This is a genomic window from Curtobacterium sp. Leaf183, assembly GCF_001424385.1.
Classification (GTDB): domain Bacteria; phylum Actinomycetota; class Actinomycetes; order Actinomycetales; family Microbacteriaceae; genus Curtobacterium.
Genome location: NZ_LMPO01000009.1, coordinates 38,534 through 62,812, shown reverse-complemented (window position 1 = coordinate 62,812; position 24,279 = coordinate 38,534). Strand labels below are relative to the sequence as shown.

The following is a 24,279-nucleotide window of genomic DNA, read 5'->3' as shown; positions in this document are numbered from 1 at the left end:
CTCCAACGCACGCCGAGGCGCGCGTCCGACCAGCTTAGCCGTCACCCCGGCAACGCCGAACGGCGGGCCGTCCGCTGTGGACGACCCGCCGTTCGGGGTGTGCTGTGGATCAGCCGGGGCTGGTCAGCGAGCTGCGTAGTACTCGACGACGAGCTGCACTTCGCAGGTCACGGGGACCTCGGCGCGCTTCGGGCGACGCGCGAGGCGTGCCTGGAGCTTGTCGATCTCGACCTCGAGGTAGCCCGGGACCTTCGGGAGGACTTCCTGGTGGCCACCGGCAGCGGCGACCTGGAAGGGCTCGAGCGACTCGGAGCGCTGCTTGACGTGGATCAGCTGGCCCTCCTTGACGCGGAAGGAGGGACGGTCGACGAGCTTGCCGTCGACGAGGATGTGACGGTGCACGATCAGCTGACGGGCCTGCGAGGTCGTGCGGGCGAAGCCGGCACGGAGCACGAGGGCATCGAGGCGCTGCTCGAGCAGCTCGACCAGGTTCTCACCGGTCAGGCCGTTCGTCTTGCGGGCCTCTTCGAAGACGATGCGGAGCTGCTTCTCGCGGATGCCGTACTGGGCGCGCAGACGCTGCTTCTCACGGAGACGGACGGCGTAGTCGCTGTCCGCGCGACGGCGCGTGCGGCCGTGCTCACCGGGCCCGTAGGGGCGCTTCTCGAGGTACCGGGCCGCCTTCGGCGTCAGCGGGATGCCGAGCGCGCGCGAGAGGCGGGTCTTGCTGCGGGTACGTGACTTGGTAGACACAGGGTCCTTTTCTCTGTACTTGCTGAACTGAACACGGGTCTCGGCACGCGCACGTGCCGACGAACCCCGTGAAGGGATCCAGAGGGATGAGCCTGTGGGATCGGACGGCTACAGTCCGAACCTCTGTCCCCGTACCGGACCACGCGAGGTGGTCACGGGACTCTGTTCCCGACGCAGCCGCACGCGGGAACCAGGACGTAGGCCCGTCAACGATAGCAGGGTTCCGCCGGGCCCCCAAGCACCGCGCTCACTCGCCGCGGGTGATCCTCCGCAGGCGGTCGAGCCGCGGGCCGACCTCTCGCTCGAAGCCGTTCGTGGTCGGCGTGTAGTACTCGGTACCCTCGAGCGCGTCGGGCAGGTACTGCTGCTCGGCGACGCCGTGTTCGGCGTCGTGCGAGTACACGTAGCCCTTGCCGTGGCCGAGGCGCTTGGCTCCGGCGTAGTGGGCGTCGCGCAGGTGGTTCGGCACCACGCCCATGCGACCGGCCTTGACGTCGGCCATGGCCTGGTTGACGCCGTTGTACGCCGCGTTCGACTTCGGCGCGGTCGCCAGGTAGACGACCGCCTCGGCGAGCGGGATGCGCCCCTCGGGCATGCCGATCAGCTGGACGGCCTGGGCCGCGGCGACCGCGATGGGCAGGGCCTGGGGATCCGCCATCCCGATGTCCTCGGACGCCGAGATGATGATGCGTCGCGCGATGAAGCGGGGGTCCTCGCCCGCCTCGATCATCCGGGCCAGGTAGTGCAGCGCGGCATCGACGTCGCTGCCCCGGACGGACTTGATGAACGCACTGATGACGTCGTAGTGCTCGTCGCCCTGTCGGTCGTAACGCAGCAGCGCGCGATCCACGGCAGCGGCCACGGTGTCGGCGTCGACGACCGGCACGCCGTCGTCGTCGTCCTCCTGCGCCGCCCCGGCGGAGGCGGCCGCGGCTTCGAGCGCGGTCAGCGCGCGGCGGGCGTCTCCCGAGGCGAGGCGCACGATGGCCGCGCGGGCTTCGTCACCCAGGACCACGGAGCCACCGAGACCGCGCGGGTCCTCGACCGCGCGGTCGACGAGCATGCCGAGGTCGGCATCGGTCAGGGGCTTGAGCGTCAGCAGGAGGGACCGCGACAGCAGCGGCGAGATCACCGAGAACGACGGGTTCTCGGTGGTCGCTGCGATGAGGATCACCCAGCCGTTCTCGACACCGGGGAGCAGGGCGTCCTGCTGGGCCTTGCTGAACCGGTGGATCTCGTCGAGGAACAGCACCGTGGTGGCCCCGTACAGGTCGCGGTGCGTGAGGGCCTTCTCCATGACCTCGCGCACGTCCTTGACGCCGGCCGTCACGGCGGAGAGCTCGACGAACTCACGGCCCGACTGCCGGGCGATGGCCTGGGCCAGGGTCGTCTTGCCGGTGCCCGGCGGTCCCCAGAGGATCACGGACACGCCCCCGGGGTTCTCACGGGTGCCCGTCGCGAGCTGCACGAGCGGCGAGCCGCGACCGAGCAGGTGCTGCTGTCCGGCGACCTCGGCGAGACTCGTCGGTCGCATCCGGACCGCCAGCGGCACGGACCCCTGCGACAGTCCGGTACGCCCGCCGGTCGTGGGCGCCGTCATGCCCGATCGATCCGATGCCATGGCGTCAATCGTAGGCGCGGAGACCGACACCGGATCCATCGGCGCGGTCCGATACGCTCGCAGGCACACTGCGACGAGAGGGCAGACCAGCACCGTGGCACCGAAGAACCAGGCGCGCGAGGACCGCGAGGCGCGCGAGCGGCTCCGACTGTACGAAGCACGGCAGGGACTGCACGACCGGCAGCGGCGCCGTCGGGTGCGGGACGACCTGTTCGGTGTCGGTGCGCTCGTCGTGGTCGCCGCCCTCGCGACCGGCTCGCAGCTGGCCTTCGCCGGCTCCCGCCCGTCGCACGACGCCGACGCGAGTGCCAGTGCGAGTGCGAGTGCCAGCGCCTCCCCCACGCCGTCCTCGAGCGCCACGCCCGCGAACACCGGCGACGTGCCGAGCGCGTCCATCGCGAAGGACAGCACCTGGACGGGCACGCTCACCCTCAACAAGGACGTCGATCTCGGGATCGAGCTCGACGGCAAGGCCGCTCCCCAGGCGGCCAGCGTCGAGATCGACCTGATCCGCAAGCAGTTCTACGAGGGCACGAAGTGCCACCGGCTCGCCGACAGCGCGGACTTCAAGTTCCTGCAGTGCGGTTCGGCGAACGGCGACGGCACCGGTGACGCCGGCTTCGAGTACGGCCCGATCGAGAACACGCCGAGCGATGACGTGTACCCGAAGGGCACGATCGCCGTCGCGCGGAGCTCCTCGACGTACTCGCAGTCGACGCAGTTCTTCATCGTCTACGGCGACACGACGCTCGACGGTTCCACGGGCGGGTACACGGTCGTCGGCAAGGTCACCAGCGGCCTGGACGACCTGCAGCGCGAGATCACCTCGAAGGGCATCACGGACGCCGGCCAGGACGGCACGGGTGCCCCGGAGGTGGCGACCACCATCACCGGCGCCACGATCGAGCGCCAGCAGTAGTCCACAGTCTCCGCACCGGCGGGTCGCGCAGCCCGCAGTTGCAATAGGGTGGCTTCCTGACCGTGCCGACGGTGACGTCGGTGATGCATGACCACGATCGAGGCGAGACCTGTGGGATCTGACGAAGCAACGACCTGGGGGCGGGTCGACGATGACGGCACCGTGTACGTCCGGTACCAGGACACCGAACGTGTCGTGGGCGAGTACCCGGATGCCACCGCCGACGAGGCCCTCGCCTACTTCGCGCGCAAGTACGCCGACCTCGAGGGCCAGGTGAAGATCGCCGAGCAGCGTGTGCAACGTGGCGCCTCGGCGAACGACGTCGCCCGCACGGTCGAGCACCTGACGGCCCTGGTCGGTGAAGCCCGGGTCGTCGGTGACATCAAGTCGCTCGAAGACCGTGTCGCGGTCCTGTCCGAGCAGCTCGGTTCACTCACCAAGGAGCAGGAAGAACAGGCCAAGCAGGCCCTGACCGACGCGCTGGCGTTCCGGACGGGCTTGGTCGAGGAAGCCGAAGCCCTGGCTGCGGTCGACCCTGCTCGCGCCCAGTGGAAGCAGATCACCGCGCAGCTCGACGACGTCTTCGCGCGCTGGCAGCAGCACCAGCACGACGGCCCGCGCATCCCCAAGAACGACGCCAACGAACTCTGGAAGCGCTTCCGGTCCGCCCGGTCGACCGTCGACCAGCACCGTCGCGCGTTCTACTCGGAGCTCGACGCCCAGCACCGCGACGCGCGGACGCGCAAGCAGGAACTGGTCCAGCAGGCCGAGGCACTCGCACCCCGCGGTTCCGACGCCATCCCCACCTACCGGCAGCTCCTCGACGACTGGAAGCAGGCCGGACGCGCCGGCAAGCGCCACGACGACGCACTCTGGGCGCGCTTCAAGGCCGCGGGTGACGTGCTGTTCGAGCAGCGGCACGCCGAGAGCGCTGCCGAGGACGAGGAGTACTCGGTCAACCTCGAGGCCAAGCAGGCCCTCCTCGTCGAAGCCGAGCCGCTCCTGCAGCAGCGCGACCGGGTGGCCGCGCGCAGGACGCTCACCGACATCCAGCGCCGCTGGGACGAGGTCGGTCGTGTCCCGCGCAATGACGTCCGCCGCATCGAGGACCGTCTGCGTGCGGTCGAGGACCACGTCCGCAGCCTCGAGGACGCGCACTGGCGTGAGTCGAACCCGGAGCGCAAGGCCCGCACCACGGGTCTGGCGAGTCAGCTCGAAGACGCGATCGGCAAGCTCGAAGCCGAACTCGAGTCCGCTCGGGCCTCCGGTGACTCCCGCAAGATCAAGGACGCGCAGGAAGCCCTCGACGCGCGCAAGATCTGGTTGGACGCCCTCGGCAGCTGATCGACGAACGATCTCATTCCGTGCCCTCGTGACCGTCCGGTCACGAGGGCACGGTCGTGTTCAGGCTGCCGGCCCTCAGACCGCCGTGGCCATCCCGAGCAGGAGACGGATGTCGAGGTCGTCCTGCCGCATCTGCGCAGCGAGTTCGTCCATCGACGAGAACTTGACCATGCCGCGCACGTACGAGACGAAGAGCACCGAGATGGTGTCGTCGTATAGGTCGATGTCGACGTCGAGCAGGTGCGCCTCGATCTGCTTCGCCGGCACGCCCTCGAAGGTCGGGTTGTTGCCGACCGACACGGCCGCCGGGTAGGTCCTGCCGTGGTGCAGCACCCGCGCGGCGTACACGCCGTCGGCAGGGACGAAGCCCTCGCACGCCGGGTCGAGGTTCGCCGTCGGGTAGCCCATCGCGCGACCCCGCTGGTTGCCGTGCACCACGGTGCTGCGGACGGCGTGCTCACGCCCGAGCAGACGCGCCGCCTCGGCGACCCGGCCGTCGCCGAGCAGCTCGCGGATCCACGTGGAGGACACCCGGCGTTCCCCGTCCGGCCGGACGTCGTCGACGAGGTCGACGTCGTCGATGAGCTCGACCGCGAAGCCGTGCTGCGCACCCAGCACCCGCAACAGCGCCACGTCGCCGATGCCCTTCGCGCCGAACCGGAAGTCGCTGCCGACGAAGACGAGTCGTGCGTTCAGGGTGTCGACGAGGATGCGGGACACGAACTGCTCGGGCGACCAGGACTGCAGTTCCTCGTCGAAGCGCAGCAGGAGCGTGGCGTCGACGCCGACGGCCTCGAGCAGTTCACGGCGCTGCGCGATGCTGGTCAGCGCCGGCGGGACCTTGTCAGGGTCGATCACGGTGAGCGGGTGCCGGTCGAACGTGACCACGGTCGACACGAGCCCCTGTCGGGCGGCGGCCTGTTCGAGGTGCGCGATCACGGCGCGGTGCCCGACGTGCACGCCGTCGAACTTGCCGATGGTGACCGCGCTCGGGCCGAACCCCTGTGCGACGTCCGCGACGTCCTCGTAGTACTGCATGCTGCTCCCCCGTCTACTCGCCGGCCGCAGCGGCGGGCTCGGACTGGGTGACGGGCGCTCCGGCGGTGCGGTGGTGCTTGCGGAGCCACCAGAGGCCGGCGATGGGCAGCACGAGCGGCGCGAAGGCGTAGCCCAGGCCGTAGTAGGACCAGATCGTCAGGTCGGGGAACAGCTGCCGGTCGAAGAGCGAGAGCGTGCCGATCACCAGGACACCGGTCATCTCGAACACGATGGTCACGCATGCCACGCGGTACCAGAACCGACCGGGCACGATCAGGGCGATCATCGCGACGATGTAGACGACCGCGGCAACGGCACTGAGCGTGTAGGAGAACGGAGCAAAGGAGAACTTCTCGGCGATCTGCACCACGCTGCGACCGGTGGCGGCGAGGGCGAGGATGCCGTAGACGGCGATGAGGACGCGCCCGACACCGGTCGCGAGGGAGGACTTGGTCGCCATTGCACCGATTCTACCGATGCCCGGTGACACCACCGACCGCAACCGGGTCAGTTCAGCGCGAACCAGATCTGGTACATGCGGTAGACCATCACCGCGACCGTGAATGCACCGGCTCCGAGCACCACGGTGCTCCACCGGGTGCGGTCGACGAGCGCCCACACGATGGTCGCCGGTGGGACCAGCAGCACCGACACCGCGTAGACCCAGAACTCGAGCACGTTGCCCTTCGGCGGGTTGCCGACCGCCGGTGCCACGAGTGCGATCACGAGCTGCGCGACGAGCAGCAGCTCGACGAGGACGAGGGACCCGACGGTGTAGTCGTTCGGCTTCCAGCCGACGAACCCGACGACGACGGCGAACAGCCCCACGACGACGGCGAGCACGAGCTGCACCCACATGAACCACTCGATCACGCCGTGGCTCCGTTCGTGGGGAAGTTCGTGATGACGCGCAGCAGACCACGGCGGACCGACACCAGGCCCACCAGGCGGTCGTCCCGCGCGGTGACCGCGGCGACCGGGCCGTCGGTGTCCGGGTGGTCCGCGCTGATCCGCTTGCCGTCGGCCAGGTCCTTGGCGGCGACGGCGTCGAGCGCGACGACCGGGAAGAGCTGCCGGGCGACGTCGGCGGGACGGTGGAGTGCGGCGCGGACGTCGACGGCGTCGTCCTCGAGGTCGATGGCGTCCGCGACCGAGAACGGGCCGACCAGCGTGCGCCGGAGCGCGGTCAGGTGTGCGCCGGTCCCCAGCGCGGCACCGACGTCACGGGCGAGCGCCCGCACGTAGGTGCCGGACGAGCAGGACACGACCACGTCCAGGTCGACGACGGCCGTGTCGGCGCCGTCCACCGTGACCGTGCGGTCGTTCCGACCGGTGACGTCGAACTGCGAGACGGTGACGGACCGGGCGGTGAGCGTGACCGCCTCGCCCTTGCGCGCCAGGTCGTACGCGCGGCGTCCGTCGACCTTGATCGCGCTGACGGTCGAGGGGACCTGCGAGATCGGTCCGCGCTGGGCGGCGACGGCCCGCTCGACCGCGTCGTCGGACACGTCGGCCTGTGCGACCCCCACAGCGGCGACCGGGGTGCCGTCGGCGTCGTCCGAGTCGGTTGCGACACCGAGCCGGATCGTCGCCGTGTAGGTCTTGCCGAGTCCAACCAGGTGCGTCAGCAGGCGCGTCGACGGGCCAGCACCCAGCAGCAGCAACCCGGTCGCCATCGGGTCGAGCGTGCCGGCGTGACCGATCTTCTTGAGACCGAGTCGCCGTCGAGCGATCGAGACCACCCGGTGGCTGGAGATCCCCTGCGGCTTGTCGACCAGGAGGATGCCGTCGGGCGCGGTTTCGAGCACCCGAGGAGAATACCAGCGCTGGTCAGCAGGCGTCGTTCCACTCGCGTCGCGGGTGCTCCGGGTCGGTGACGTCGAGCACGGCCGACGCGGCGATCTTGACGTCGGCTCGTCGTTCGAGGCGCCCGGACTCCTGCTCGACCCACATCGACCAGCGCCACAGGCCGCGGGCACCGACGCCGAGGACACCGTGCCCGTGGACGACGAGGACACCGTCACCCGCGCCGGTGCTGCGGAACGGCGCGACGAGGTCGCTGCGGAGCTCGTCGACGTCGGCGGACGGCGCTGCCGCGGCCATCGCCGAGATCCCGTGCTGCTCAAACCCGGCGACCAGTGCGGCAGCGACGTGCTCGAGGTCGACGCCGTCCTGACCGTCGATGCCGATGACAGTGCGGTTCGTGCCGACCTGTGCGATCACCTCGCTCGCGATCGCGGCCATCGTGTCCGTCTCTTCGGGTGCCCAGCGTGCCATGCACCCACCGTAGGCTGTCGTGGTGAACGCGAGCGGAGCCTCTCCCCACGCCCACGGCCGTCACGACGCTCCGCAAGCTCCGCATCGCGCCGGAACCGGGGCGCGTGGGCCCCGGCCGTCTGTGGACGACCCTGCGGACCCGGACCTGCCGGACATCGCCACACCGTTGGTCGCCTGGTTCCGCGCCGAGGCGCGGGACCTGCCCTGGCGCCGCTCCGGGTTCCCCGCCTGGGGCACGCTGGTCAGCGAGATCATGCTGCAGCAGACGCAGGTCGCGCGCGTGGTCCCCCGCCTGGAGGCGTGGCTCACCCGGTGGCCGACGCCTCGCGACCTCGCGGACTCGCCTCCGTCCGACGCGGTCCGGGCATGGGACCGGCTCGGCTACCCGAGACGGGCGCTCGCGCTGCACGCGGCGGCCACGGTGATCGCCGAGCAGCACGACAACGTCGTGCCGCGGGACGTCGACGCACTCCTCGCACTGCCTGGCATCGGCGACTACACCGCGCGGGCGGTCGCCGTCTTCGCCTACGGCGACCGGCACCCGGTCGTCGACGTCAACGTGCGACGGGTGCTCGCCCGGGCGCTGCTCGGGGAGGGCGAGCCGGGCCCGGCGAACGCGAAGCGGGACCTGCCGCTGATGGCCTCGGTCCTCCCGGAGGACCGTGACGAGGCGGCCGCGACCAACGCCGCCGTGATGGAGCTCGGCGCGCTGGTCTGCGTCGCCCGCTCCCCCGCGTGCGACGCGTGTCCCATCGCCGACCGGTGCGCTTGGCGAGCCGCCGGCTACCCGGAGCACGACGGTCCCCGTGCGCCGAAGCAGGCGAAGTTCGCCGGCAGTGACCGGCAGGTCCGGGGCCTGGTGATGGCAGAACTCCGCGCGAGCGACGTCCCCGTCACCCCCGCTGAGGTCGCGATGGTCTGGCCGGACGCCGACCAGCTGGCCCGCGCGCTCGCGTCGCTCCTCCGCGACGGTCTCGCCGTCGGTGACGACGCGAGCGGCTACCAACTGCCCGGCGGCGACGACTAGGCCGAGTCCGCTGCCTCGTCGTCGTCGTGCTTGTACGGGTCGGCGTCGCCGGCGTAGGTCGCTCCGGTTGCGGCACTGCGGACCTGCTCGTCACGCATCTTCGCCTGGGCCAGCAGGTCCTCGAGGTGTGCCGAGGTGTCCGGCAGGGCGTCGGCGATGAACTCGAGCGACGGGGTGAGCCGCGCCGTGATGTTCTTGCCGACCTCGGTGCGGAGCAGGCCGGTCGCGGCCTTGAGCGCCGCGGCGGAGTCGGCGCGTTCTTCGTCGGAACCGTAGACGGTGTAGAAGACCGACGCGTGCTGCAGGTCGCCGGTGACGCGGACGTCGGTGATGGTCACGAACCCGAGGCGCGGGTCGCGCAGCCCCTTGTCGATCCGACGAGCGACGACTTCCTTGATGCGGTCCGCCATCTTGCGTGCGCGCTGCGGGTCAGCCATGGGTGCCTCCTGGGGCAGTGGTGGAACGGGGAGAGCCCCGGCCTCCCCGTACAGGGAAGCCGGGGCTCAGGGTACTCACACGATCAGTCGCGCGGCTTCTCGACGAGCTCGGTGGTCTCGATCTCGTCACCGGGCTGGATGTCGTTGAACTTGCCGAGACCGATGCCGGCCTCGTAGTCCGTGCGGACCTCGGTGACGTCGTCCTTGAAGCGACGGAGCGACTCGATCGCCAGTCCGTCGGCCAGGACCACGCCGTCACGGATGACGCGCGCCTTGGCGTTGCGCGTGATCGTGCCGGAGCGGACGATGACACCCGCGATGTTGCCGAACTTCGAGGACCGGAAGACCTCGCGGATCTCGGCGACACCGGACTGCACCTCTTCGTACTCGGGCTTGAGCATGCCCTTGAGGGACTGCTCGATGTCCTCGAGTGCGTTGTAGATGACCGAGTAGAACCGGACGTCGATGCCTTCACGCGCCGCACGCTCACGGGCCTTGACGTCCGGACGGACGTTGAAGCCGATGACGATGGCGTTGTCGATCGTGGCGAGGTCGATGTCCGACTCGGTGATCGCACCCACACCGCGGTGCAGGATGCGCAGCTGGACGCTGTCGTCCACCTCGATGTCGAGGAGCGACTGCTCGAGTGCCTCGACGGCACCGGAGACGTCACCCTTGATGATGAGGTTGAGCGAGTCGACCTTGCCCTCTTCGAGTGCACGGGTGAAGTCCTCGAGCGAGATGCGCTTGCGGGCCTTGGCCAGCTGGGCGTTGCGCTCGGCCGCTTCACGCTTCTCGGCGATCTGACGGGCCGTACGGTCTTCCTCCGTGACCAGGAAGGTGTCACCGGCGCGGGGCACCGAGGACAGACCCTGGACCTGCACTGGACGACTCGGGGTCGCTTCGGTGACGACGTTGCCGTCCTCGTCCGCCATCGCACGGACGCGGCCGTAGGCCGTCCCCGCGACGATCGCGTCGCCGACGTGCAGCGTGCCGGACTGGATGAGCACCGTGGCGACTGCACCGCGGCCCTTGTCCAGGCGTGCCTCGATCGCGACACCGCGGGCGTCCTTGTCGGGGTTCGCACGCAGGTCGAGTCCGGCGTCAGCGGTGAGCAGCACGGCGTCCAGCAGTTCCTGGATGCCGATGTTCTGCCGCGCGGAGACGTCGACGAACATGACGTCGCCGCCGTACTCCTCGGCCACCAGGTTGTACTCGGTGAGCTGCTGGCGGACCTTGGCCGGGTTCGCGCCTTCCTTGTCGATCTTGTTCACCGCGACCACGATCGGCACGTTGGCCGACTGCGCGTGGTTCAGCGCCTCGATCGTCTGGGGCATGATGCCGTCGTCCGCCGCGACCACCAGGATCGCGATGTCCGTCACCTGCGCACCACGGGCACGCATGGCGGTGAACGCCTCGTGACCAGGGGTGTCGATGAAGGTGATCGGGCGTTCGATGCCCTCGTGCTCCGCGACGATCTGGTACGCACCGATGTGCTGCGTGATGCCGCCGGCTTCGCCCTCGACCACCTTGGAGTTGCGGATGGCGTCGAGCAGTCGGGTCTTTCCGTGGTCGACGTGGCCCATGACGGTGACGACCGGGGGACGCTGCTGCAGGACGGAGTCGTCCTCGTCGGCGTACTCGGCGTCGATGTCGATGTCGAAGCCCTCGAGGAGCTCGCGGTCCTCGTCCTCCGGCGAGACGATCTGGATCCGGTACCCGAGCTCTTCGCCGAGGACCTCGAAGGTCGCCTCGTCGAGCGACTCGGTCGCGGTCGCCATCTCACCGAGGTGGAACAGCACCGTCACGAGGTTGCCCGGGCTGGCGTCGATCTTGTCGGCGAAGTCCGAGATGCTCGCACCGCGACGCAGGCGGACGACCGTGTTGCCGTCGCCGCGCGGGACCTGCACACCGCCGAGCGACGGCGCCTGCCGCATCTCGTACTCGGCGCGCTTCGTCCGCTTCGACTTGCGGGCACGGCTCTTGCCGCCACCACGACCGAACGCGCCGGCGGTCCCACCACCGGGACCACGACCACGGCCACCGCCACCGGCGGGACGCGGGCCGCTGAAGGCCGGACGCGGGAAGCCACCACCGGCGCCACCGGCACCGGCACCCGGACGACCACCGGGGCCGCCACGACCGCCGCCACCCTGGCCCGGGCGCTGCCCGAAGCCGTTGGGACGGTTGCCCTGACCGGGACCACCGGGACGAGGAGCACCCGGGCGGGGTGCACCCGGACGCGGGGGCTGGGGACGCGGGATGCCACCGCCGCCACCGGCACCGGCTGCAGGACGCTGTCCCATGCCCTGGTTCGAGGCGAACGGGTTGTTGCCGGGGCGCGGCGGGCGCGAGCCCATGCCCTGGTTCGACGCGTAGGGGTTGTTGCCGGGACGGGCGCCCGGCTTCGGGCCACCCGGCTTGGGGCCGGCTGCGGACGGCTTGGCGCTGCCGGCCTTGACGGCGTCGTTCTTCGGGGCGTCGTCGGTGGACGACTCACCCGTCGACTCGGCGGCCTTCTCGGCTTCCTTCGCCTTGCGTGCCGCCTCGGCCTCGGCCTGTCGCTGGGCGACGGACTTCGGTGCCGGGGTGACGGCCACGTCCGAGTCGGTCGCCTGGGGAGCGACCTCGGGCTCGGGCTCCGGTGCCGGGCGCTTGGGGCCGGGCTTCGGACCACCCGGCTTCGGGGCGGACGACTTCGCCGCCGCGGGTGCGGGGGCTGCTGCGGGTGCGGCGGATGCCGAGGCACCCTGCGCCTGCAGGGCGGCACGGAGCTTCCGTGCCACGGGGGGCTCGACACTCGAGCTCGGTCCCTTGACGAACTCGCCGAGCTCCTTGAGCTTCTCGAGTGCGGTCTTGCTGTCGACGCCGAGCTCGCTTGCGATCTCGTGTACGCGTGGTTTCGCCACTGTTCTCCTTCACGGGTCCCACCCCGTCAAGGGGCAGGACTCACTGGATGATGGGTCTCATTTCGAGCCGCTCATCAGTTGTCCATAAGCCGTTCAGCCTGTTCTGTCGTGTCCTGGTGCTCTTCCGCGTCGATCTGCTCGGCGAGACGGGGTTCCGCCTCGGGCAGACGCCGCAGGTACTCGAGCACCGCAGACGTGTCCGGTTCACGATCCAGCCGCAGCGCCCGGCGGAAAGCCCGGCGCTTGACGGCCAGCTCGTAGGCTTCGACGGTCGGTGTGAGCCACGCTCCCCGGCCCGGCATGACTGCCTTCGGATCCGCCACCACACGGCCGTCGCCCTGGGCGACGACTCGGAGGAGGGAGGATCGGGGCGCGCGACGACGACTGCCGATGCACGTTCTGACGGCGACCACTCTACTCCCTGCCTTGGATGACCGCGATCCGGCACGCCCGGATCCGCAACGCCACGGGCGAAACGCCGTCAGCGGTGCGCATCCGGACGATGTCGATCAAGACTCGTCGTCGTCCAGGATCGAGCCCCGACGACCTGCCTGGATGTCGATCAGGACTCGTCGTCGTCCAGGATGGAATCCGGCTGGATGTCGATCCGGGCGCCCGTGAGCTTGGCGGCGAGGCGGGCATTCTGCCCTTCCTTGCCGATCGCGAGCGACAGCTGGTAGTCCGGCACCAGTGCCCGGACCGCCTTCGTCGAGGCGTCGAGCACGAAGGCGCTGGTCACCTTGGCCGGCGACAGTGCGCTGGCCACGAACGTCGCCAGGTCCGGCGACCAGTCCACGATGTCGATCTTCTCGGCCCCGAGTTCGGTCGTCACGGCACGCACGCGGGCACCGAGCTCACCGATGCAGGCGCCCTTGGCGTTCACGCCCGGCTCGTTCGCCTTGACGGCGAGCTTGGTCCGGTGACCGGCCTCGCGGGCGAGCGAGGTGATCTCGACGACACCGGACGCGATCTCCGGGACCTCGAGCGCGAAGAGCTTGCGGACCAGCCCCGGGTGCGTGCGGGAGACGGTGATCTGCGGGCCCTTGTTGCCACGGCCGACGCTCGTCACGAAGACGCGGATGCGCGAGCCGTGCGCGTAGGTCTCGCCGGGGACCTGCTCTTCCGGAGGGAGGATCGCCTCGACCGTCCCGAGGTCCACCATGACCATCTTCGGGTTCGGGCCCTGCTGGACCACACCGGCGACGATGTCGCCTTCCTTGCCGCGGAACTGCCCGAGGATCTTGTCGTCGCCGATGTCGCGCAGGCGCTGGTTGATGACCTGCTTCGCCGCGAACGCCGCGATGCGGCCGAAGTCGCTCGGCTGGTCGACAGCCTCGCCGATGACCGTGCCCTCGTCGTCGCGCTCCGGCACGAAGACGCTGACCTCACCGGTCTTCCGGTCGAGCTCGACGCGCGACTGGGCATCGGCCGGCTCGCCGTTCTCGTCGGTGTGCTTGTGGTAGGCCGTGAGGATGGCCGACTCGATGATCTGGACGAGTTCTTCGAACGGGATCTCCCGTTCACGCTCCATGAGTCGCAGGACTGCGAGATCGATCTTCACCGCGTGGCCTTTCGTATTCAGCTGAGTCGCTCCGACGCACTGGAACCGCGCAGAAGTCGGCGTTCAGACTACCGCACTGCGCCCCGCGGCCCCGCCGCCCCCAGGATGCACGAGAGGCCCGGTGCCAGCTGGCACCGGGCCTCCTGTTCGGCCTCGGGGACGCGACCCGCTAGATCGCGCGGACGGCCTCGAGCAGCTGCGTGACCGGGACCTCGGTGCGGTCGCCGCTCGCGCGGTCCCAGACCTCGACGACCCCGTCGGCCGCACCGCGCCCGGCGACGACCACGACCGGCATGCCGAGCAGTTCGGCGTCGCGGAGCTTGACCCCCGGTGAGACCTTGGGGCGGTCGTCGTACAGGACCTCGTAGCGGTCCCCATCGAGCTGCTCGACGATGCTCGTGGCGAGGTCGTACGCCGTCGCGTCCTTGCCCGTCGCCACGACGTGCACGTCGAACGGAGCGACGTGCTTGGGCCACGCCAGGCCCTTGTCGTCGTTGTGCGCCTCGGCCAGGATCGCCAGGATCCGGGTCACACCGATGCCGTAGGAGCCCATCGTGACCGTGACGAGCTTGCCGTTCTCGTCCTGCACCTTGAGCCCGAGCGCCTCGGCGTACTTGCGACCGAGCTGGAAGACGTGACCGATTTCCATGCCGCGCGCGGTCTCGAGCGGGCCGGAGCCGTCGGGTGCCGGGTCGCCGGCGCGGACGTCGGAGACCTCGGCGACGCCGTCGGGGACGAAGTCGCGACCGGCGACCAGGCCGGCCACGTGCACCCCGCGCTCGTTCGCGCCGGTGAGCCAGCTCGTGCCGTCGACCACGCGCGGGTCGACGACGTAGCGGATGCCCGTCGTGCTGTCGGCACCGAGCACCTGCGGGCCGATGTAGCCCTTGACCAGGACCCGGTGCTTGCGGAAGTCGTCGTCGCCCGCGGCTTCGACCTCGGCCGGGGCGAAGGCCACCTCGGCACGCTTGAGGTCGACGTCGCGGTCCCCGGGCAGCCCGACGACGACGAGCTCGCGCGACCCGTCGAGCTGCGTCAGCGCGAGCACGACGTTCTTGAGCGTGTCGGCCGCCGTCCACGGGGAGCCGTCTCGGGGGACGACCTGGTTCGCGTGGTCGACGAGGGTGCTGATGGTCGGCGTGTCGGCAGCGGGCAGCAGCACCGGCTCGGGCTGGCCGTCGATCGGCAGCGCGTCGGGGACCGGCGTGACGTAGGCCTCGACGTTGGCGGCGTACCCGCCGGCGCTGCGGACGAAGGTGTCCTCGCCGACGGCGATCGGGTGCAGGAACTCCTCGGACTTCGAGCCGCCCATCGCGCCGGCGTCGGCCTTGACGATCGCGTACTCGAGCCCCAGACGGGAGAAGATCCGCTCGTACGCGTCGCGCATGGTCTGGTAGCTCGCGTCGAGCCCGGCGTCCGTCACGTCGAACGAGTAGGCGTCCTTCATCGTGAACTCGCGACCGCGCAGCAGCCCCGCGCGCGGACGGGCTTCGTCGCGGTACTTGTCCTGGATCTGGAACAGCGTGACGGGGAGGTCCTTGTACGACGAGTACAGGTCCTTGACCAGCAGCGCGAACAGCTCTTCGTGCGTGGGCGCGAGCAGGTAGTCGGCGTCCTTGCGGTCCTTGAGCCGGAAGATGCCGTCGCCGTACTCGGTCCAGCGGTTCGTCGCCTCGTACGGTTCACGCGGGACCAGGGCCGGCAGCAGGACCTCCTGCGCACCCGCCGCCTGCATCTCGTCGCGGATGATGCCCTCGATGCGGGCACGCACGCGCAGACCGAGCGGCAGCCAGGCGAAGATGCCCGGGGCCTGGCGACGGACGTACCCGGCGCGGACGAGCAGCTTGGCGCTCGTCACCTCGGCGTCGGAGGGGTCGTCGCGGAGCGTGCGGAGGAACAGATGTGAGAGCCGTGTGACCACGGGCCAAGCCTAGCGGCGGCCGAACCCGCACTGCGACGGGGCCAGGTCGCTGTGGAGAACCGGTCGTGGTCCCCCGGGTCGGGTCAGGACGTGACGACGAGCGGTTTGCCCGTGCCGGCCGCGGGGCCCATCTCGTCGGCCAGACGGTTGGCCTCGTCGATGAGGGTCTTGACGATCTCGCTCTCGGGGACGGTCTTGATGACCTCGCCCTTGACGAAGATCTGGCCCTTGCCGTTGCCGGATGCGACGCCGAGGTCGGCTTCGCGGGCTTCACCCGGACCGTTCACGACACAGCCCATCACCGCGACGCGGAGGGGCACGGTCATGCCCTCGAGCCCCGAGGTGACGTCGTTGGCGAGCTGGTAGACGTCGACCTGTGCGCGGCCGCAGCTGGGGCAGGACACGATCTCGAGCTTGCGCTCCCGCAGGTTCAGCGACTGCAGGATCTGCAGACCGACCTTGACCTCTTGTACCGGGGGTGCGGAGAGCGAGACACGGATGGTGTCGCCGATGCCCTCGCCGAGCAGGATGCCGAACGCCGTGGCGCTCTTGATGGTGCCCTGGAACTCCGGACCCGCTTCGGTCACACCGAGGTGCAGGGGCCAGTCGCCGCGCTCGGCGAGCTGGCGGTACGCCTTGACCATGATGACCGGGTCGTTGTGCTTGACCGAGATCTTGAAGTCGTGGAAGTCGTGCTCCTCGAACAGGGAGGCTTCCCAGACGGCCGACTCGACCAGGGCTTCGGGGGTGGCCTTGCCGTACTTCTGCAGCAGGCTCGGCTCGAGCGACCCGGCGTTGACCCCGATGCGCAGACTGACGTTCGCGGCCTTGGCCGCCGCGGCGATCGCGCCGACCTGGTCGTCGAACTTGCGGATGTTGCCCGGGTTCACGCGGACCGCGGCGCACCCGGCGTCGATCGCCTGGAAGACGTACTTGGGCTGGAAGTGGATGTCGGCGATGACCGGGATCTGCGACTTCTTGGCGATGATCGGCAGCGCGTCGGCGTCGTCCTGCGTCGGCACGGCCACGCGCACGATGTCGCAGCCGGAGGCGGTGAGCTCGGCGATCTGCTGCAGCGTCGCGTTGATGTTGGTGGTCTGCGTCGTGGTCATCGACTGCACCGACACGGGTGCGTCGCCGCCGACCAGCACCTTGCCGACCCGGATCTGCCGGGACTTGCGACGAGGGGCGAGGGTTTCCGGGGCCTTGGGCATACCGAGATTCACAGCGGGCACGATCAGCACTCTACGCGCTCGGTCCGACACGACCGAGCCGCCTCACAGGGTGTCGACGACCGTGACCAGCGGGCCGTACAACCGCATCGCGGCCAGGGCGCCCTCGTGGTCGGCGTCGCTCGCACCGGCGCACGCATCCGCCACGACCGTCACGCGGACGCCGGCGTCCGCTGCCGCCAGGGCGGTCGACAGCACGCAGCAGTCGGTCGAGACGCCGACCAGCACCAGGTGCGGGTGGTCGCCCACCAGGGCCGGGAGGTCCGTGCCCCACTTGCCGAAGGTCGTCGCGGTGACGACGGGACCGTCGACCGCCGCGAACGGCTCGGTCAGGTCGTACAGCGGGTCGTCCGCGGCCACGAGAGCGAACGGCCAGTCACGGTAGTAGTCGACCCAGGCCCCCGTCGGCTGCTCCGGTGCCACGAACCGCGTGCGGACGGTCCGTCCGGCGAACCGGGGCAGGATCCGCTCGATCGCCGCGGACGCACGGTCGTACCCGGGCGTCGACCACGGGCTGTCGCCGGTGAAGACCCGCTGCATGTCGATGACGACGAGCCACGCGTCGGTGAAGTCGACGTCGGCCACGGCGGACGCGGCGCCGGCGACCGTCATGCCCGTGCCTCCTGGCGCCGGATCGACCCGCGCGAGGCGAGCGTCCCGACGAACCCGACGACGAGCGCGACCAGGACCCCGAGGTTGGCGTAGGCCCAGGCGCCGGTCCTGCCACCCAGGCCGAAGGGCTCGAGGAGGTACCCCTGCCAGTTCAGCCAGGACGGGACGCCGTACGTGTTGGTGACGAGCCCCCACCCGAGCACCGTCCCGAGCACGACGAGCCCGATCGCGCCCCAGCGGACGTCGCCGTACCGCCCGTGCCGGTCGTGCAGCTCGCCTTCGGCGTACGCCGTCCGACGCAGCACCACGTCGGCGACGAACACCCCGCACCACGCGGCGACCGGGACACCGAGCGTCACCAGGAACGCCTGGAACGGGGAGATGAAGTCGGACGCGAAGAACACGACGTACACGGCTCCGGCGATCATGAACACGCCATCGACCCCGGCCGCGACGGGACGGGGGATGCGGACACCGGCGCTCAGGAGCGCGAGCCCGGACGAGTAGATGTCGAGGACGGCGCCGCCGACCAGTCCGAGGATCGCCACGATCGCGAACGGGATGAGGAACCAGACGGGCAGCAGGGTCGTCAGGGCCCCGATCGGGTCCGCGCCGATGTCCGCGTTGAGCTGCTTCGACGAACCAGCGAGCAGGACCCCCGTCACGACGAGGATCGCCGGGGCGAGCGCGCCGCCGAACGTCGTCCACCAGACGACGCCGCCGGTCGACGCCGACCGGGGCAGGTAGCGCGAGTAGTCCGCCGCCGCGTTCACCCAGCCCAGGCCGAAGCCGGTCATCACGAGGACGAGCGCTCCGATCACCTGCTGCGCGCTGCCCGAGGGCAACGCCGCGATCGCGCCGAGGTCGATCGACGGTGCCGCCAGCACGATGTAGACCACGGTCAGGACAGCGGTGACCACGGTGATCACGGTCTGCAGCCGCATGATCACGTCGAACCCGGCGATGCCGGCTCCGATCACCAGGGCCGCGACGACGATGAGGGCGACCACCTTGGTCAGGACACCGTCGTCCCAGCCGAGCTCACGGAACACGGTCGAGGTCGCCAACACGGCCAGTGCGGCGAGGGCGGTCTCCCACCCGACGGTGAGGACCCAGCTGAGGAACGACGGCAGCCGGTTGCCGCGGACGCCGAACGCCGCCCGGCTGAGGACCATCGTCGGCGCGGACCCGCGCTTGCCGGCGATCGCGACGATCCCGCACAGCAGGAACGAGAACGCGACACCGACGACGGACACGATGGTCGCCTGTGCCGCCGAGATGCCGAACCCCAGGACGAACGATCCGTAGCTCAGTCCGAGCACCGATATGTTGGCGGCGAACCACGGCCAGAACAACCCGCGTGGGCGTCCCTTGCGTTCGGACTCGGCGATGACGTCGATGCCCTGCCGCTCGACCGTCCGGACCTCGGGCGCTGTGCTCATGCGCCGAGCGTAGTGCTACCCGAACAGGTTGACCGGACGGACGATGTCGGCGTAGATCAGCAGGGCGCTCATGCCCGCGAGCAGCACGACCACCACCATCGTGAGCGGCATGGTCTTCGCCAGGTCGATCGGACCCGGGTCGGCCTTGCCGACGAGCTTGAACGCCCGTCGCTTGACCGTCTCCCAGAGCGCACCGGCGATGTGTCCGCCGTCGAGGGGAAGGAGCGGCACCATGTTGAGCACGAACAGCCCGATGTTGAGCGACGCGAGCAGCCCGAGGATCGTGTAGATCTTGTCGACCACGGGCACGCCGCTCATCGACGACACCGTGCCGATCGCCCTGCCGACGCCGACGACCGAGACGGGGCTGTCCGCCGACCGGGCCTGTGAGCCGAACGCCGCGTTCCATACGGCGACCAGGCGCTGCGGCAGGTCGATGATCAGGTGCGCGGACGCACCGATCTGCGCGCCGGTCGCGGGCAGCACCGCCGCCGGCGACTGCCGCACCAGGGTCTGCCCGATCGACACGCCGACGACGCCGACCTGCTGGGTCTTGGCGGTGCCGTCGGCCCGTTCGACGATCTTGCCGGACGCGTCGTACACGTCGCGGGTCGCCAGCGCCGGTGTGACCTGCAGGGTCTTCCGCTCGCCGTCACGCTCGACGACGACCGTGACCCGCTCGCCAGCCGACCGCTGGAACGCGTTCGAGACCTGCGTGATGGTCGGGTTCTCGGTGCCGTCCACCGCGACGACGACGTCACCGGACCGGATGCCGGCTTCCTTGGCGGGCGAGACGGCGTCGCCCGGGGAGCACTCCGTCGACTGCGTCGTGGGCAGCACGCAGTCCACGCTCGACGTGAAGGTCGTCGTCGGGGACCCGAAGCCCACGAGCAGCACACCGAACAGGACGATGCCGATCACCAGGTTCATGGCCGGCCCGGCGACCATCACGATGATGCGCTTCCACGGCGTGAGTCGGTAGAACGCGCGGGAGTCGTCCCCACCCGACTCGGCGATCTGCTCCGCGCTGGCCTGCCGGGCGTCCTGGACGAAGGCGCTGTACATGCCCGTGTTGGTGATGGCACGGCCGGACGCGCGGGGCTTCAGCATGCCGACCATCGAGATGTAGCCGCCGAGCAGGACCGGACGGATCCCGTACTCGGTCTCCCCCCGTCGGAACGACCAGATCGTCTTCCCGAACCCGAGCGAGTACTGCGTCACCTTGACACGGAACAGCTTCGCGAAGGCGAGGTGACCGAGCTCGTGGAGCCCGATCGAGACGAGCAGGCCGATGATGAACACGACCACGCCGAGGACGAACAGGAGCACGGTTCCGACGGTCACCGGAGCAGCGTACGGGACGCTGGCCATCAACCAGCCGAGCGTGCGCTGGGTGGTGGGTCGGGCCTCCCGTCCGGACTGGAGGCCCGGTGCACGTCCGCCGCACCACGCGCGTCGGGTGTGTGGTCAGCCGGCGGTCTCAGCGCGCGAGCACGCGGTCTGCCGCGTCGCGTGCCCAGCGCTCGGCGGCGAGGACGCCGTCGAGCGAGGACTCCCCCGCGACGTGCGCGTCGACGACGCGCTCGACCGTGTCGACGATGTCGAGGAACCCGATCGCGCCGGCGTGGAAGGCGGCCACGGCTTGCTCGTTGGCGGCGTTGAACACCGCCGGATGGGTGCCGCCGAGCTCGCCGACCCGCTTCGCCAGCGCGACGGCGCCGAACGCATCGGTGTCGAGCGGTTCGAAGGTCCAAGTGCTGGCGGTCGTCCAGTCGAGCGGCACACCGACCTCGGGCACCCGGTGCGGCCAGGCCATCCCGAGCGCGATCGGCAGTCGCATGTCGGGCGGCGAGGCCTGGGCGATCGTCGAGCCGTCGGTGAACTCCACCATGGAGTGCACGATCGACTGCGCGTGGACCGTCACCTCGATGCGGTCGTAGGGGACGTCGAACAACAGGTGGGCCTCGATCACCTCGAGGCCCTTGTTGACGAGGGTGGCCGAGTTCGTGGTGACCACGAGGCCCATGTCCCACGTCGGGTGCGCAAGTGCCTGCGCCGGGGTGACGTCGCGGAGTTCCTCGCGAGACCGCCCGCGGAACGGTCCGCCGCTCGCGGTGAGGACCAGGCGGCGGACCTCGGCGTCGGTGCCGGAGCGCAGTGCCTGGGCGATCGCGGAGTGCTCGCTGTCGACCGGGACGATCTGGCCGGGCGCGGCCGCCGCGCGCACGAGCGGACCGCCGACGATGAGGCTCTCCTTGTTCGCGAGGGCAAGCGTGGCACCGGTCTCGAGCGTCGCGAGGGTCGGGCCGAGGCCGACCGACCCCGTGATGCCGTTCAGGACGACGTCGGCCTGGACGCTGCGGACCAGGCGCTCGGCGTCGGTCGCGCCGAGGGCGGTGTCACGGACGCCGAAGGCGGCGGCCTGGTCGGCGAGCATCGCGGCGTTGCTGCCCGCCGTCAGGCCGACGACCTCGAAGCGCTCGGGGTTGCGCCGGATGACGTCGAGCGCCTGGGTGCCGATCGACCCGGTGCTGCCGAGGAGGACGACGCGACGACGCTCGACGGGCACGGTCAGCCCTTCGCGAGGATGTCGACGACGAAGACGAGCGTCGCGTTCTTGGGGATGTTCGAGCCCTCGGGCGGGGTGGCGCCGTAGCCGTCCTCCGGGGTGACGACGATCATCACCTGCGAGCCGATCTTCTGGCCGACCAGCCCGGTGACGAAGCCCTTGATGAGCGAGCCCTCGGCGATGGTGAAGGTCGTCGGTGCGCCCTTCGACCACGAGGAGTCGAACTCCTTGCCGGTCTTGTAGACGACGCCCTTGTACTGCACGAGCGCGGTGTCGCCCTCGGCGATGGTCGCGCCGTCGCCCTGCTTGATGACCTCGGGCGTCGTCGTGCTGGGCGCGTCGACGTCGGGGATGGTGATCTCGGGCTCGCCGCTGGCCTTGTCCTTGACCGTCGGCAGCTTCGGGTCCTGGGTCTGCGGGGTGCCGGTGGACTTGGTGGGGGTCTGCGCGACGACGTCCGCGACCACGACGATGTCGCCGCCGGTGTTGAACCCGAGCGCGGCCGAGGCGCCGATGGCCGCGATGCGGTCACCCACGTGAGCGCAGGACAGGAGCGCGCCGAAGCCGCTGCCGCCGACGGAGAGGACCTGGGCGTTGCCCTGGTCGAACCCGACCGTGCCGAGCTTCTTGGCGGTCGAGGCCTGGTAGACGCTGTAGGCCACCTGGGCGAAGTCGCCCTTCTTCAGGTCGGTGCCGGTGCCCTTCGTGACCGTCGTCGCCTGCGGCGGGGAGGCCTTGAGGCCCTTGTCGAACGTCACGGTCGGCGCGGTGGTCCCACCGAAGTCACCCGTGACGTCGATCGCCGCGGAGGACTTGCCGGGCTTCGGGCAGCTGGTGATCGCTGCGGTCGACGCACTGGCCGAGGCGGACGGGGACGAGGACGCGTCGCTCGACCCTGACCCGGAACAGGCGGCGAGGCCCAGGACGACGGCGGGGACGAGGGCGATCGGGAGCAGGCGGAGACGCTTCACGGGGAGTCAGTCTGCCGCACGTGTCGAAGAGTCCGCTCCGAGTGCCGCGTCGGAGTCCGAACCCCGCACCAGGGTGACGGGGTCGTGGTGCACGGGGAACGCCACCGAGCGGGCGATGAAGCACAGCGCGTTCGCGGCGGTGTGCGCCGCGTCGGCGTCGGCGACGCGGTCCGCTTCGGCGATCGTGACGACGGGGTGCAGCGTGGCCGAGGTGATCTCGCCCGAGCCGTCGCGGTTCGTGTTGAGCGCGGCCGTGGCCGTGTCCTCGTAGGCGAGCACCGTGAACCCCTGGGTGACGGCGACGTGCAGGTAGCTCAGCATGTGGCACTGGGCGAGTGCCGCCGTCAGGAGCTCCTCCGGGTTCCACCGGTCGCGATCGCCGCGGAAGGTCGGGTCGGCCGAACCGGCCAGGTCGTGTTTGCCGGCGGCGGAGACGACGTGGTCGCGGCCGTAGTCGCGGTACCCGCTCGTGCCGGTCCCCCGGTCGCCGGTCCAGCTGACGGACACCTGGTACGTGTGGTCGTGCATGGGGCTCCTCGTCGTCGTGGCACCGCGGTCACGGTCGTCATGGCAGCGCGGTCACGGTCGTCATGGCAGCGCGGTCACGTCGGTACGATCGCTCCATGACGGAGAGCACCGATGTCCGCACCGACCGCCATCCTCTCACCGCGTCCGGGTCCGTCGAACTGGCGGTCCTGGAGCGTTCGGGGTTCGACGAGAGCCGGCACGTCGGCGCCGGGATCGTGGTCGACGCCACGGGCGCGATGATCGACTCGGTCGGCGACGTCACCGCGAGCATCTACCCGCGCTCGACCATGAAGCCGTTCCAGGCCCTGGCGATCCGTCGCAGCGGGGCCGTGTTCTCCGCCGAGGAACTGGTGCTGACGACGGCGAGCCACGCAGGCACCCCCGCGCACCAGGCGGTCGTCCAGCACATGCTGCACGCCTACGACCACGTCGAAGCCGACCTGCGATGCCCGCCCGACATGCCCTACGACCGCGCGACCGCTCGTACGATGACCGAGCCCCGACGCCTGACGATGAACTGCTCCGGCAAGCACGCGGGCATGCTCGCCGCGTGCCGGGTCAACGGCTGGGACGAGTCGAGCTACCTGGACATCGAGCACCCGATGCAGCAGGCCGTCCGTGCCACCGTCGAGGACGCGGCGGGCGAGACCGTCGACGTCGTCGGCATCGACGGGTGTGGCGCGCCGGTCTTCCCGTTGACGTTCGCGGGCATGGCACGGGGCATCGCCGGCGTCGTGCAGCGCGGCGACGCCGACACCGCGGCCCTGACCGACGCGGTGCTCGCGCACCCGTGGGCGATCGACGGTGTCGGCCGGGCGAACACCGTGACGATCGAACGCCTGGGTCTGGTCGCGAAGCTGGGTGCCGAGGGCGTCATGGTCATGGCGCGTCCGGGTGGCGCCGCGGTCGTCGTCAAGGTCCTGGACGGGGCGCTGCGGGCTGGCACGCTGGCGGCCCTGACCCTGCTGGAACGGAACGGCGTGGTGTCGGCGGAGGGCGTGGCCGACGTGATGGCGACCGTGGGCGAGAAGGTGCTCGGTGGCGGCGTGCCGGTGGGTGCCGTGCGCGTGGGGGCCGGCCTGCGCTGAGGTGCTGGTCGCCGGCTCGCCGGATCGCCG

General features: G+C 70.5%; 23 protein-coding genes. 4 read left to right on the top strand and 19 right to left on the bottom strand.

What is annotated here, in order from left to right; translation table 11 throughout:
- Positions 1-123: 123 nt before the first annotated feature.
- Together rpsD and ASG04_RS11130 are read right to left on the bottom strand one after the other, a co-directional pair.
- Positions 124-753, bottom strand: a complete 630-nt coding sequence (gene rpsD / locus ASG04_RS11135; protein WP_056124163.1) for a 30S ribosomal protein S4 — start codon at positions 751-753, stop codon at positions 124-126.
- 247 nt (positions 754-1,000) lie between these two features.
- Positions 1,001-2,353 carry a replication-associated recombination protein A gene (locus ASG04_RS11130; protein WP_082518054.1) on the bottom strand — a complete coding sequence of 451 codons (1,353 nt, stop codon included), beginning with the start codon at positions 2,351-2,353 and terminating at the stop codon, positions 1,001-1,003.
- A 115-nt stretch (positions 2,354-2,468) separates the two neighbouring features.
- On the opposite strand from ASG04_RS11130, the gene ASG04_RS11125 reads away from it, so the two are divergent.
- Positions 2,469-3,293, top strand: a complete 825-nt coding sequence (locus ASG04_RS11125) for a peptidylprolyl isomerase (protein ID WP_056124161.1) — start codon at positions 2,469-2,471, stop codon at positions 3,291-3,293.
- Between the two features lie 111 nt (positions 3,294-3,404).
- On the top strand, positions 3,405-4,637 hold the full coding sequence (locus ASG04_RS11120; protein ID WP_200938492.1) for a DUF349 domain-containing protein: 1,233 nt from the start codon (positions 3,405-3,407) through the stop codon (positions 4,635-4,637).
- A 75-nt stretch (positions 4,638-4,712) separates the two neighbouring features.
- On the opposite strand, the gene ASG04_RS11115 is transcribed toward ASG04_RS11120, so the two are convergent.
- Genes ASG04_RS11115 through ASG04_RS11095 form a run of 5 tightly spaced genes read right to left on the bottom strand, consistent with a single transcriptional unit; the run spans position 4,713 to position 7,952 of the window.
- Positions 4,713-5,675 carry a bifunctional riboflavin kinase/FAD synthetase gene (locus ASG04_RS11115; protein WP_056124158.1) on the bottom strand — a complete coding sequence of 321 codons (963 nt, stop codon included), beginning with the start codon at positions 5,673-5,675 and terminating at the stop codon, positions 4,713-4,715.
- A 13-nt stretch (positions 5,676-5,688) separates the two neighbouring features.
- Positions 5,689-6,135, bottom strand: a complete 447-nt coding sequence (locus tag ASG04_RS11110; RefSeq protein WP_056124155.1) for a hypothetical protein — start codon at positions 6,133-6,135, stop codon at positions 5,689-5,691.
- A 47-nt stretch (positions 6,136-6,182) separates the two neighbouring features.
- Complete coding sequence (locus ASG04_RS11105; RefSeq protein ID WP_056124152.1) at positions 6,183-6,548, bottom strand: hypothetical protein; 366 nt, start codon at positions 6,546-6,548, stop codon at positions 6,183-6,185.
- Positions 6,545-7,483 (bottom strand): tRNA pseudouridine(55) synthase TruB, encoded by a 939-nt coding sequence (truB, locus tag ASG04_RS11100; protein WP_056124149.1) that lies wholly within the window; start codon positions 7,481-7,483, stop codon positions 6,545-6,547. Before truB ends, ASG04_RS11105 begins: the two co-directional genes overlap by 4 nt.
- A 22-nt stretch (positions 7,484-7,505) precedes the next feature.
- A complete protein-coding gene (locus ASG04_RS11095; RefSeq protein ID WP_056124146.1) occupies positions 7,506-7,952 on the bottom strand; it encodes a hypothetical protein in 447 nt (148 codons plus the stop codon).
- Between the two features lie 145 nt (positions 7,953-8,097).
- Between ASG04_RS11095 and ASG04_RS11090 the strand changes: the two genes are divergently transcribed.
- Entirely contained in the window at positions 8,098-8,979 is an 882-nt protein-coding gene (locus ASG04_RS11090; protein WP_056125695.1) for an A/G-specific adenine glycosylase, read from the top strand.
- Here ASG04_RS11090 and rbfA read toward each other — a convergent pair.
- The 12 genes from rbfA to ASG04_RS11030 all read right to left on the bottom strand — a co-directional run bounded on the left by rbfA (position 8,976) and on the right by ASG04_RS11030 (position 23,161).
- On the bottom strand, positions 8,976-9,416 hold the full coding sequence (gene rbfA / locus ASG04_RS11085) for a 30S ribosome-binding factor RbfA (protein WP_056124144.1): 441 nt from the start codon (positions 9,414-9,416) through the stop codon (positions 8,976-8,978). The genes ASG04_RS11090 and rbfA overlap by 4 nt on opposite strands.
- Positions 9,417-9,499: 83 nt before the next feature.
- Positions 9,500-12,325, bottom strand: coding sequence for a translation initiation factor IF-2 (gene infB, locus ASG04_RS11080; RefSeq protein WP_056124140.1), 2,826 nt, complete (start codon positions 12,323-12,325; stop codon positions 9,500-9,502).
- 74 nt (positions 12,326-12,399) lie between these two features.
- The gene (locus ASG04_RS11075; protein ID WP_082518052.1) at positions 12,400-12,738 is read right to left on the bottom strand and encodes a YlxR family protein; all 339 of its coding nucleotides are present in this window, start codon (positions 12,736-12,738) and stop codon (positions 12,400-12,402) included.
- Between the two features lie 149 nt (positions 12,739-12,887).
- On the bottom strand, positions 12,888-13,886 hold the full coding sequence (gene nusA, locus ASG04_RS11070; RefSeq protein WP_056124137.1) for a transcription termination factor NusA: 999 nt from the start codon (positions 13,884-13,886) through the stop codon (positions 12,888-12,890).
- A 169-nt stretch (positions 13,887-14,055) separates the two neighbouring features.
- Positions 14,056-15,807 carry a proline--tRNA ligase gene (locus ASG04_RS11065; protein ID WP_056124133.1) on the bottom strand — a complete coding sequence of 584 codons (1,752 nt, stop codon included), beginning with the start codon at positions 15,805-15,807 and terminating at the stop codon, positions 14,056-14,058.
- An 83-nt stretch (positions 15,808-15,890) separates the two neighbouring features.
- Positions 15,891-17,021 (bottom strand): flavodoxin-dependent (E)-4-hydroxy-3-methylbut-2-enyl-diphosphate synthase, encoded by a 1,131-nt coding sequence (ispG, locus tag ASG04_RS11060; RefSeq protein WP_056124130.1) that lies wholly within the window; start codon positions 17,019-17,021, stop codon positions 15,891-15,893.
- A gap of 63 nt (positions 17,022-17,084) precedes the next feature.
- Positions 17,085-17,651 (bottom strand): cysteine hydrolase family protein, encoded by a 567-nt coding sequence (locus ASG04_RS11055; protein ID WP_082518050.1) that lies wholly within the window; start codon positions 17,649-17,651, stop codon positions 17,085-17,087.
- Positions 17,648-19,093: a purine-cytosine permease family protein gene (locus tag ASG04_RS11050; RefSeq protein WP_056124127.1), complete on the bottom strand. Its 1,446-nt coding sequence runs from the start codon at positions 19,091-19,093 to the stop codon at positions 17,648-17,650. Before ASG04_RS11050 ends, ASG04_RS11055 begins: the two co-directional genes overlap by 4 nt.
- A 15-nt stretch (positions 19,094-19,108) precedes the next feature.
- Entirely contained in the window at positions 19,109-20,437 is a 1,329-nt protein-coding gene (locus ASG04_RS11045) for a M50 family metallopeptidase (RefSeq protein ID WP_235515523.1), read from the bottom strand.
- Positions 20,438-20,573: 136 nt separating this feature from the next.
- A complete protein-coding gene (gene dxr, locus ASG04_RS11040) occupies positions 20,574-21,662 on the bottom strand; it encodes a 1-deoxy-D-xylulose-5-phosphate reductoisomerase (protein WP_056124124.1) in 1,089 nt (362 codons plus the stop codon).
- Between the two features lie 2 nt (positions 21,663-21,664).
- A complete protein-coding gene (locus ASG04_RS11035; protein ID WP_056124122.1) occupies positions 21,665-22,633 on the bottom strand; it encodes an FKBP-type peptidyl-prolyl cis-trans isomerase in 969 nt (322 codons plus the stop codon).
- A 6-nt stretch (positions 22,634-22,639) separates the two neighbouring features.
- Positions 22,640-23,161, bottom strand: coding sequence for an OsmC family protein (locus tag ASG04_RS11030; protein ID WP_056124119.1), 522 nt, complete (start codon positions 23,159-23,161; stop codon positions 22,640-22,642).
- Between the two features lie 95 nt (positions 23,162-23,256).
- Between ASG04_RS11030 and ASG04_RS11025 the strand changes: the two genes are divergently transcribed.
- Positions 23,257-24,249 carry an asparaginase gene (locus ASG04_RS11025; protein WP_056124116.1) on the top strand — a complete coding sequence of 331 codons (993 nt, stop codon included), beginning with the start codon at positions 23,257-23,259 and terminating at the stop codon, positions 24,247-24,249.
- Positions 24,250-24,279: the final 30 nt, after the last annotated feature.